This is a genomic window from Bacteroides sp. CAG:189, from assembly GCF_000432295.1.
Taxonomy (GTDB): Bacteria; Bacteroidota; Bacteroidia; order Bacteroidales; family Bacteroidaceae; genus Bacteroides; species Bacteroides salyersiae.
On record NZ_HF991048.1, the window covers coordinates 22,572 to 34,282 of the forward strand.

Genomic DNA, 11,711 nt, shown 5'->3' on the forward strand with positions numbered 1-11,711 from the left:
TATCATCGTTATGGTATTGCCCCGTTTATTTTACGGCATTCAAAATCAGGCAATCCAATCCGAAAATACCACCCGTACCATGAGCTTTTTCGTTTTTACCGACCAATTCTATTTTTAAACGTATCTTTCCATTTTCCGGAACATAACGTCCGAGACGGATCGGGCCGGAATTGGCAACATCGAATTCAGGAGCGCTGCAACCATCGAATACAACCGGAGACTTCCGGTCATTCACATAAAAGCCGATGATGCCATAATCGGGTGCTTTGGTGCCATGAATAATGATATCGTATGGCTGATTCTCCGTTACATCAAACACATACTCAATGAAACTCCCGACTTTTCCATGTGTACAAATCAACTGCTTGCTACCGCTCCATTTCCCGTCGGAAAAAGTAAGCATGCCTTGCCCGTCGGTAAACAGTTCTCCGGATTTTGCCACAGGAGTCAGTTTCTCAAACTCAATGGCGTTTTCTGCTATTTTATAAGCAGCAGGATCGGCCGGTTGAGATAACAAAGGTTGCGTCACCACCTCTACCGGTGTGCACCCTTCTGCCTTTGCATTTAAATCACCGTACCAATATACAGTGGTTGCATAATCCACTTCGCCGGATATCCAGCTCAACATCTCGATATCGAAACGGAGGTTCTTGTTAAAAGGTATCTGATCCAAATTCCGCGTCCGGAAGAATGTATTATATCCGATAGACGTTTCAGCATCCGCCCGTGTTGCTCCGCCAAAAGGAGTATAGAAAGGAATCACAGGCGCCCAGGAACAGTTGTAATAATCTTCCGTACCCGTCCCGAAATGGGAAGGGAAGTTTTTATCATCATCTACCCATATCTTTTCATCTCCCTCGCCATACCAGGCTAAGGTGTGGTTGAATAACGACAAGACATCTCCTTTATAGACTCCGCGTCCGTTCAGGGTTGCAAAATTCCAGTCTATGCATGCCGCGTCATTATCCGGATCGGCTTCTACATGAATGCCCTTTTCCTGTCTCCAGGAAGTGTGGAAATAAAGGCTGCGCTCATCCCATTGCCAACTGTCCACGCGTATTTCAACTGCTGCCTTTACGGCAATGGAGGAAAGATTTACCAATGTGAAAACTGCATTTTTCTGATAAGGCATTACCCAACGGCTGACCACTTGTCCCTTACCATCGGCAGATACATACCAACTATCCGACTTACGCGCTCCCATACCGGCTCCTGAGAAATCGCTCAAAGGAACCAAAACAGTCTCTACACCGTCAAAGTCCATTTTAATAATCTGTTCGCGCATGGCTTGTTCATAATGGGCGGAATCTACCTGGATATTCACCGATAGAAGACGGACAGCATTTGTACCTTCCGGCAGTACGACCGACAGTGAATCTTTTGAAGCCAGTTCCTGTGATTCGGTCAACAATGTTCCCTTTTCATAAGAGGGATAATGCTGCAACAAAGAGTCCACATACAATATCTTGTCTCTATTCTTTTCTACTACCTCAACAGAGAACGTTTCAACCTTGGTTCCTACCGGATAGCGACGATAGTTTATTCCATAATATTTGGGGGACGGTTCGATTGAATCCGGCAGTTCAAAGGTGACTTTACATCCGTCGCTGTACGGGATCGGTAAAAACAGGGTATTTCCTCCCTTTCCATCCGGAGTATAGTTGGGGTGTTCTTGGGCAAATTCTCTACCGATCGGCAATCCTGTGCGAAGCAAGTCATATGCCGGAATTTCCCATTGGGCATCTTTAGCATGATTAAAGTAAAAACGCATTACACCCCGTTTATCCATTGTTGTCAGCCAAAACCGGGTAATAACGCCGGGACCGTCCTGATCGAACAGAACATTTTCTTTTCTCCCGTTCACGGTATCCACACGGATGATTCCAAAACCGTCATTATTGGCAAACCAACCGGCAGAATCGGGATGAATCGACCGACGGTCATAACTACTTTCCTGACGGCAAGAGAACGGCAGAGCCGGAAAACGGGCCGCTTCTTCATAATCAACCATCTCCTCCAGCAATGAACTGAATGTGACATCCAGCTTCTCTTGTCGGCAAGACGCCAATGCCATCACACCAAACAGCAATAATAAATAACGTGTATAATTCATGTCGGTATTCCTTAAAGTTCCGGACAGGGAAGTAAAGAACCCGGTTTTCATACGGGTCCTTCGCTTTCCGTGTATCCTGATTATTTATTCATTAATTTTGTCACTGTCGCATTTCCGTCCTGATCGATCTGGCGCACAACATAAATACCTTGTTCCAAATTATCGGCAGATACTTCTTCTCCCATGCCGAATGTTTTGACAAGCATCCCTCTGACATCATAGATCTCGGTCTTTACAATCTCGTTCGGGTCTTTTGAAAGAAGAGGAATAGACACTGCGTCATTGGATAAATAGAGTTCGTCTACATAAACATCCATCGGTTCGGTAAAAGTATCGTCTTCTTTGGTATCCACAACATGTGCCTGTAAAATAATGATCTGCAACGGAGCACCTTCCAACAGATTGTCCGGGAATGTGAAATAGAGTTTTTGCCATTTTCCCACCTCTGTATATTCGGCAGTCAAAATCTGCTTTTTCTCTTCACCCGGAGATTGCAGTTCCAGGCTTACCGGTCCTGCCACACTCTTTTTCACCATCATCGTCAGACATTTGAAGCTGTTCAAATCTGTCACTTTCAGATTGCGATTGATGGCACCGGAGAATACTTCATCTCCTTTTTCTCTTTTGATCCACAGGCATTTGTCAGTCGCGTTAATGCCTGTCTTATCCGGATTGTCCACAATTCCCGCCTTTCTGCTGAATTCATCTCCCGGGAAAGGAATCCATCCGCCGGCTATTTTATCTTCGCCGTTAAAACCGAATTCCGGCATTGCCTTATGCAAGGTGATTTCATCGGCATACATGATGCAATCTTCGAAATCATCATTATTGTTCTCATCTTCACGATGGATCTCAACCAATATTTTAGTAAGACCGGTTGCACCGAGACCGGAAACATTGATAATTGGAAATGTCAGTTTCTGCCAAGAATCATCGGTTGCCGTATACTCTGCGTAAATCATACTGCTTCCTCCCGACGGACTCTGCAATTCAAGGCATACTTTGCCCGGATAAGGCTTCTTCACCAGCATCGAAATCGAATTATACTCTGCTATATTAGGTACATTGAAACTTTCGGATAAAGCACCTTCCCAAGGCCAGCCTATTTCATCGGAACCTCCCGTTTCTTTGGGACGGTTCATCGAGATACACTTAGCCGTAGAGTTCACAGCGTCCGGACTCGGATTATCAACCTCCTGTACATTGGTAGGACCGGCAAAATTATTCCATACAATGTCCGGAGTCACATCACCATAAATCACTAAATCATCCTGAGCCAACAGTGTAGTAGTGGCTGCAAATGCAGAAATGAGTAAAAATGTCTTTTTCATGTTACTAATGTTTTTAATTATTAAATAAAGGATTATTCATATACTTTTATATCGGAGAAAGAGATCTCCGTTCCTTTGTCTGTAAAGATTGCCCACGGATTTTTCGGCATTTTATCGATACGGTTGGAAAATGCAATCTTGTCGTTCACATACATTACACAAACAGACTTTTCGGCTACAATTTTCACCTTAAACAGCTTGTCGGCAGGAACAGTCAGTGCAACATTGGTTTGTGTCGGAGTAGTGCCACGTGTCAAGTCATCTTTTGACATTACCAACTGCTTGTTTTTCAAATCAAAGCGAATGGAATAAACTTCCGTTTTATCATCACATGCTCCAAAAGCAAAACCGAAAGCATCGTCATTACCTGTCGCTTTGACGGTTGCCTCTATTTTGCACGTCTTGTCTAAACGCGGGAATGAAACCGAAGCTACATCCGAAAGTACATAGGAATCCTCTTTCTTCACTGCCTTACCCGATTTATCGATAAGTACTGTCTTCTTCAATGTCGTGAATTTCTTGTCAATGCCGTCGGGCAGTTTAAGATCAATCGTTCCATCAGCATTGAACAGCATGCGGTGGCAAACCAGAGAACCGCCCCACTGGTCTTCATCGCCATCACCGATACGTGTAGGACACCATCCGGCCAGATAACGTTCTGTACCGTTCGACATCGTCTTGCCGGCATAAAAGGCAATGCCATCGAAAATATCGTTGGCAGGTTTCGTCCACGGTCCTTTCAGCGACTTGGCATAACGGTAGTGTACTTTACGGTCGGCAACATCCGAGTACGTCAAATACCAATACTCGCCTTCCTTAAAGACATCGGCACACTCCATCACCCAAATATTGGGATCTGTGTAAAGTGGTTCCTGCAACGTCCACGCTTTGGCATTCTGCAACTCCTTTGAAGTAAATAAGGCCAGTGTTGCCCCGGCATCGGTATGGGTTGTCACTACCATTTTATACAATCCGTCTTCCTCATCATAAAAGACATGCGGGTCACGGCAGTCGTTTTCCACATAACCGCTTTGCCCGCGAAGAGACAGATAGAAGTTATGTTCCCCTTTCTTTGTCCATGTTTTCATGTCTTTGGAAGTTGTCAGCAAGATAGCCTGTGTAGGCACTCCCATCTCTTGCCATTTCCACTGATGCCCGGTATAAAAAGCGCAATATTCTCCGGTAGTACGATCTTTGATAACCCCACCAGTGCCTAAAGCCACATCCTGCTCATCTTCTTTTCCGCAGGGTATCGTTTCACCACCAAAGGTAAAAGAGGAAAGATCCGTTGAATAAACCATGTGCCACGGATGCAGAAAAGGATATCCCGAACGCCAGTCCTGCAAATAGAAAATATAGAATTTACCGTTATCATAATAAGGTATCGGGTCACCTACCCAGCCGTTTGCCGGTTTATACCAAGTCGTATAAGCTCCTTTTTCATTGGCCGACTGGCAATCGGTAGTCTTATCCACCACCTCTTCTCCACCTCCGTCCGTAGACGGTTCACTGTCACTACAAGCCCACAGGTTAAGAGTGATGAACATAAACAAAACATAGATATATCTTTTCATAATTATGATTTTAAATTACTGAATCGTTCGTTTCTGGTTTGTTCAAAGGGATACATCGTCTTTTGCAGGCGATGTATCCGCCCTGAATTTTGTTATTTATTTTGTGAGATAGTCGAAAACATTCTGCGTAATCTTCTCTATATTCGAATAATAAGGATTTGCCGATACGTCTTCTTTTTCATAATACCAGTCATAAGACGGCATTCCGATGCAGACAGCAGTTCCCTTTTCTCCCTCGACACCGTCAAAGACTGAAACAGCCACTTTCTCATTACAATCATTATCCCAGTTGAAAGAAGCTAACGGAGTACCTCCTGTTTTTGCCGACCAGTCAGACCAGTCCTGCGTATAAGGAGCAACCAGATCCCATGGACATCCGATGTTCCTACGCCATGATATTTCCTTGCCGATAAGCCAGACAACGGGCCATGTCTGAGTTGTTTTGTCAACCGTTACCCCTTTATAGATAGGATGGTCTTCGCATCCGGTAATGGCGATCCCCCAAAGTTCACCGGGAGCATTCACTTGTTCCGCATCACCGAAACTGCCGAAAGGATTATTCGGTATATAAGTGGAAGGCGTGATACCCAAGCTTCCTGTGTAAAGGCAAGCGGTTCCCGACAGGAATACATTACCACCACCGGTATAATAATTCTTAAGGGCATTCGTCACATTCTTGTTGGCAGCAATGGCAGGTAACGTGTTGGTCTGTTCATAATGGAACCATACCGCAGTAAACTGATTCAGCGAAGTCGAACCATCCTTCAATGATTCCAATGAAACATATTTACTGTTCGGAATATTTTCCATCATCCATTCCGCAGCCGTCTTTTCATCAGCGTTAGTTAATCCTTCGATTGTTTCGGCCGTACCTAAGAACGCATAAGCATGATCGCTTTGTATGACCGATACTTCATAAGTAAAGGTTTCATTCATATAGGTAAGCGTATAAACCACAGGATTGGTAAAGTCCTGCATTTTCGAACTTTCCGGAGATATAGTTGCCCCTTCGGTATATTCGATGGTGGGGATCAACTTAGTAATATCGATAGTAGTAGGAACCGTCACACTAATCGTATGATTGACATCATCGATCGTTCCAAGATATCTGCCATTAAGCATAAACCTTGTAATCCGGGCATTCAATACCTCTACTGAAACCTTGTAAATGTTATACAGATTGCCATTTACCACTTTATATTCCACATTGCCGGAAAAATTCTGTTGTTCTCCACTGGCAGGAGTAACCGTAGCCTGGTCTGCTATTTCGATAACAGGTGTCAGTGAAGTCACCTCCGATTTAGGCGGAAGCATCACTTTAACCGTCATGTTTTCATTATCGATTGTTCCCTGTGCACCGTTTATTATAAATTCATGGATAGTCACATCCTGTGAAAGATCCAGAGACTCACGATTGTCGTCGTCACAAGCTGTCAAGAGTAGACAACATGCAGACAACATTATTGCCATTAAACTAAAATACTTTTTCATAAGTTGCCTGTTTAAGATTATTTCCATCCGTAATTTTGTTTATATACATCCTTACTGTAACCTATTTGCTGTTGAGGTATGGGTGCATATTCATTTTTGTTCTTTGTAAATACAGCCTCTTTCAGATAAGAGCGTCTTGCTTTCTCCGATTGGAAATATTTATTCATGGTCTCACTGCAAATTCCCCAACGAACCAAATCAAAGAAGCGCATGTTTTCCATTGCAAATTCCAAACGGCGTTCCCATCTCAAAGCATAACGTGCAAACTCCTGATTCCAGACACAATTGCTGCCATCCTGATAAAGCGCGACTTCCATAACCGGTTTCAAATCCGGATCACTATAATTAACCATTCCATTGGCACTATCCTGCGCACGTTGGCGAATCTGATTTATCAACGGTAACGCTTCCGATTCCCGGTTCAATTCAATCAACGCTTCGGCTCTCATCAACAATACATCCGCAAAACGAATCAGAATCTTATTCATAGAATTGGCATAGTAGGGCGAAAGATTGACAAAACAGTCACAAGAAGGATCTACATTCTCTTTCAAAGATGCAAAATTGCCATATACCTCCGGATTACGATTCCAGGAATTCTGGAAAAGAAGATCCTCATTATATTTATAAGGGAAGCCATCCATTGCTACCGTACTGAACAAACGGGGATCTGCTGCCTTACTCTTTGAATAATTGGCAATATCATAGTTTTCCGAATATACGCCATTCGTCATTTTAAACATCGGAAGTCCCTTGCTGGTCTTAAACGCATTTACCAGGTTCTGGCTCGGTTTATGAAAATCGCAACATCCCAATCCTTGTGGTACAGAAAGGAAATCAGCGAAATTCAGATTACCGAACATCGTTCCGTCATCTTTCGAAAATTGAATGGCAAAAATACTCTCTTTCCCATTCTCAAATTCCGGCATGAAATTGTAGGCAAAGTCCGTTTCCAAGCCATAACTCGACTTCAAAACCTCTCCTGTATATTTCACTACTTCTTCCAGATCACCGGCATCGATGGAAGTCACTTCATATTTCTCATTCTGACGATAAGCCTTATACAGATTCGCCTTAGCCAGATAAGCCGCTGCCGCATATTTGTTCGCTCTTCCCAAATCAGCCTGCTTTTCGGGCAAATTATCGAATGCAAACTTAAAATCTTCAATGATCTTATCCCACATTTCCACATCAGTCAAAGCTACATTGGATATATACTGATATTGGTGCTCGGGAACGGTTTCATCTACAAAGGGAATATTCTTGAAAAGAATTTTCAACAAGAAATAGAAATGTCCTCTCAAAAAGCGCATTTCTGCCTGTCGGGTCACCTTATTCGGGAACTCTTTCTCAGATACAAGGTTCAACGCATTAAGAGCTGTATTCACACGGGAAATACCGCAATACTGCGCAAACCAATATCCGTCCGGCTCGTTAAAAGTGGTTACGATATGCGTACCCGTTTCATAACAGTGCTCCGTGTAACCGTCGTTTGTCCCGCCACCGCCTTTATAAGCATCATCGGAACGAACATCTCCCCAAGCCCATAATTTCACATCACGCTGATTCATCAATGAAGCGTAAGCGGCATTACAAAATCTTTCAGCATCATTTGCCTGATCAGGATCCAAGCCGTTTTGAGTGGCTACGTCCAGAAAATCGGAACAAGCAGAAAACATCAATGCCGTCCCAATGCAACCCAATATATATTTTATCTTTTTCATTTTTCCGTTAGTTTGTTTTCGCATTATACTTAGAACTTAAAAACCAATATTTATTCCGACCGTGAATGTTGTCGGTATCGGATATCCGAATCCGGCATTCTCCGGGTCTACTCCTGAGAAGTTCTTACTTTTAATAGTAAACAGATTCTGACCACTGACATAGATACGGCACTTTTCAATATATGCCTTCTCACTGATTTTACGCGGCAAAGTATATCCCAATTGTAAATTACGCAGTTTCAAGAAAGAACCGTTCTCTACAAAATAAGTAGACATACGTCCTTCATCGTTCGCATTTAATGCCGTAATAGCAGGAATATTCGAATCAGGATTAGTGGGACTCCAAGCATCCAACAGACGTGTGCCTTTATTGGAACGGACATCATTGATACTCCAAAAGTCTGTTTCACTCTTCACTGCATAGGTATTCACATCGATACCGTTTACTCCATAAAAGAATGCACTCAAATCAAAATTCTTGTAACTCAATTCAATATTCAAACCATACATGAAATCCGGATGAGGTGAGCCGATCCAAGTACGGTCATCTTCATCTATCTTCCCGTCCTCGTTCAAGTCACGATAGCGGATACGTCCCAGACCTTCTCCACCGTTCTGTGTAGCATGTTTCGCTATATCTTCTTCCGTACGGAACAGGCCATCAGCAATATATCCATAAAACGAATTGATAGGACGCCCTAAAATATTATCTCCTTTACCATTTCCTCCATAAGAATTTTCCACATCTGCCGGCAGTTCAGTCACCTTATTGCGATATCCGGAAATATTACCGGAAATATCATAAGAGAGTCCGAAAGGCGTCTGATCACGATAACCCAAACTCACTTCAAAACCTTTATTCTCCATGGAGGCTCCATTGTACCAGCAATAACCGCCTTCGCCGATTATTCCCAAATAAGGAGGTTGCACCAAAATATCTTTTGTTTTCTTGATGTAATATTCAGCAGTACCATATAACTTCTGATTGAAGAAGCCGAAATCCAAACCGATATTGGTCTGAGTCGTTGTCTCCCATTTCAAGTCCGGATTACCCTGTTGGGTTTTCTTATAACCGGAAGGAAGGGAAGTCCCGCCTTTACCGGTCAAATCATAAGAAGTACCGTTCAATGATGTCCAGGTAGGATCTCCCGTACCATAGTCAGTTACATAAAGCGTATGCACAGCCGTATTGGAAGTTTCCTGATTACCGGTTTGTCCCCATCCGAAACGCAATTTTAAATCAGACAACCAATCTCTTGTCTTCTCCATAAAGGCTTCCTCGCTGATTCGGTATCCCAAAGAAAATGCCGGGAAAGTACCAAACCGATTGTTCTTTCCAAAACGGGATGAACCGTCATAGCGAAGCGTTACAGAAGCAAGATAACGATTGTCATAAACATAGTTGGCTTTACCGAAGTAAGAAAGCAACGCATAAGCTGTTGCACCGCCGGTCACTTTAGATGTTCCGATTCCCATATCAGGCCACATCTGCTCCGGAGTCTCTACCAAAAAACCGTCTTTATATGCCGAGAAGTTAATCGTCTCTTCTTTGTACATTTCCATACCAGCCAACACATCGAAACTGTGAACACCGATTTGTTTAGCGTAAGTCGCAGTATTACTCCAAGTCCATTTGGTAGTATAGGTTCCTCCTAAAGTGACGGAACTCAAATCATTATTCAGCATACCGGTCGTATAACTATGAACCATATTGCGTTTATAATAATTCGTATAATCAAGACCAAAGCTACTCCGGAGATTCAATCCCTTGACAGGCTGTAAATTAATATAAGCATTACCGAACAAGCGCCAATAGGCATACTTATTATCTTTATTATCATACAATAAACGTGCAGGATTATGGCGGTCATTCATACCGGTTGTAGGACCTCCCCAACCCGTTCCGTCCACTGTGTGTACAGGAATCAAAGGCAAAGCTTTCAAAGCCATATCCAGAATATTATCGTCCGGAATCTGAACTTCCGATGTCCGGTTTACCGAGAAATTCTCACCTATAGTCAAAACATCTTTAATGATATGATAAGATGAATTCATACGGGCAGAAAAACGGTCGAAAGAAGTATATTTCAACGTACCGTCGTTGCTTAGATAACCCAAAGAAAAGAAATAGTCTCCCCTTTCGCTACCATTACTCACCGAGAGATTATAAGATTGCAGTAAGCCTTTTTGAGATACTGCATCAAACCAATCCGTATCAGAGGTAAGCATCGTCCTGTCCGTATCGAGATACTTTGGTAAATACATATCATACAAAGTAGCATTTCCATTATCGTCATACCCCCAATTATAAGTATATCCGATATTATTTTTATTGGGGTCTTCCGAATTGTTCACCGTAGCCTGCCACAATGCCTGACCATACTCTTTCGCATTCATGACCTCCAACTTATTATTATAAAAAGTCTGAGTCACATAGGCATCAAAATTAAGTTTGATCTTGCCTTCTTTTCCTTTTTTCGTTGTGATAATAATAACCCCGTTAGCAGCACGGGAACCATAAATACTTGCAGCAGAAGCATCTTTCAACACTTGGATATTCTCAATATCGTTAGAGTTCAATTCGTGCATGCCGCCACGGGTAGGTACCCCATCGATCACAAACAAAGGATCATTATTATTTAACGTACCGATACCTCTGATGCGTACCGTTGCAGAACCACTGGGATTACCATTGGCGGTAACTTCCATACCCGGAACACGTCCCTGCAAACTTTTAATAGGATTATTTTCTGCCGATTTCATCATATCATCCACAGAAACCACTGTTACGGAACCTGTCAGATCCGACTTTTTCTGAGTCGAATAGCCTGTCACCACCACCTGATCCAACTGATAATGATCGGATTGTAATGTAACATCCACCTTATCACCTGCGCTAACACGTTTTTCCTGTGTTATCATTCCCACCATCGAGAAAACCAATGTAGAATTCGGATTTTTCAGATGAATAGAATAATTTCCATCAATATCAGTGATCGTACCATTCGTCGTACCTTTTTCAAGTACATTAACACCCGGTAAAGCTTCTTTATCATCAAATAATACCACTTTTCCCGTTACAACCTGTGCAATGGCAAGAACCGGAGAAAGTAATAAAAGGAAGATTACCATACTTCGCTTCGTTCTAAAGATAAGTTTCTTCATGTTTTTTTAATAGATTTAAAAATTACACCAACGTAATAAATTATTCTTACTAACATTAAAAAATAAAGTAATAAGCTTATACCCAAACGAAATACCACTTCAAGTATTATAATAAAGAAAGAACTTTTAAGCAGTATCCGAAAATAGTACAAACATATTTTCTCTACAAACAGACACCGGACAACCATACCATCGCCCGTTCTTAAAAATCACAATGCCATCAACTATTATTTATTTTGCAAATGGTCTTTTGCATGAAAAGGAGAGTATAGACAACACAGCTCCGAAATACAAAATTTTCTTTTCTACTCAT

The 11,711-nt window shown here is 42.4% G+C and carries 6 protein-coding genes; all 6 read right to left on the bottom strand.

Annotated elements, in window-relative coordinates; genetic code table 11:
* Window positions 1–25: 25 nt before the first annotated feature.
* Window positions 26–2,113, bottom strand: a complete 2,088-nt coding sequence (locus QVP90_RS06605) for a glycoside hydrolase family 172 protein (protein WP_021935982.1) — start codon at window positions 2,111–2,113, stop codon at window positions 26–28.
* A gap of 80 nt (window positions 2,114–2,193) precedes the next feature.
* Window positions 2,194–3,444 (bottom strand): T9SS type A sorting domain-containing protein, encoded by a 1,251-nt coding sequence (locus QVP90_RS06610; protein ID WP_005929569.1) that lies wholly within the window; start codon window positions 3,442–3,444, stop codon window positions 2,194–2,196.
* Between the two features lie 32 nt (window positions 3,445–3,476).
* Window positions 3,477–5,018, bottom strand: a complete 1,542-nt coding sequence (locus QVP90_RS06615) for a glycoside hydrolase family 32 protein (protein WP_005929566.1) — start codon at window positions 5,016–5,018, stop codon at window positions 3,477–3,479.
* Window positions 5,019–5,114: 96 nt separating this feature from the next.
* Entirely contained in the window at window positions 5,115–6,509 is a 1,395-nt protein-coding gene (locus tag QVP90_RS06620; protein WP_021935983.1) for a DUF4960 domain-containing protein, read from the bottom strand.
* Window positions 6,510–6,526: 17 nt separating this feature from the next.
* On the bottom strand, window positions 6,527–8,233 hold the full coding sequence (locus QVP90_RS06625) for a RagB/SusD family nutrient uptake outer membrane protein (RefSeq protein WP_025819129.1): 1,707 nt from the start codon (window positions 8,231–8,233) through the stop codon (window positions 6,527–6,529).
* A gap of 36 nt (window positions 8,234–8,269) precedes the next feature.
* Window positions 8,270–11,398, bottom strand: a complete 3,129-nt coding sequence (locus QVP90_RS06630) for a SusC/RagA family TonB-linked outer membrane protein (protein WP_005929559.1) — start codon at window positions 11,396–11,398, stop codon at window positions 8,270–8,272.
* Window positions 11,399–11,711: the final 313 nt, after the last annotated feature.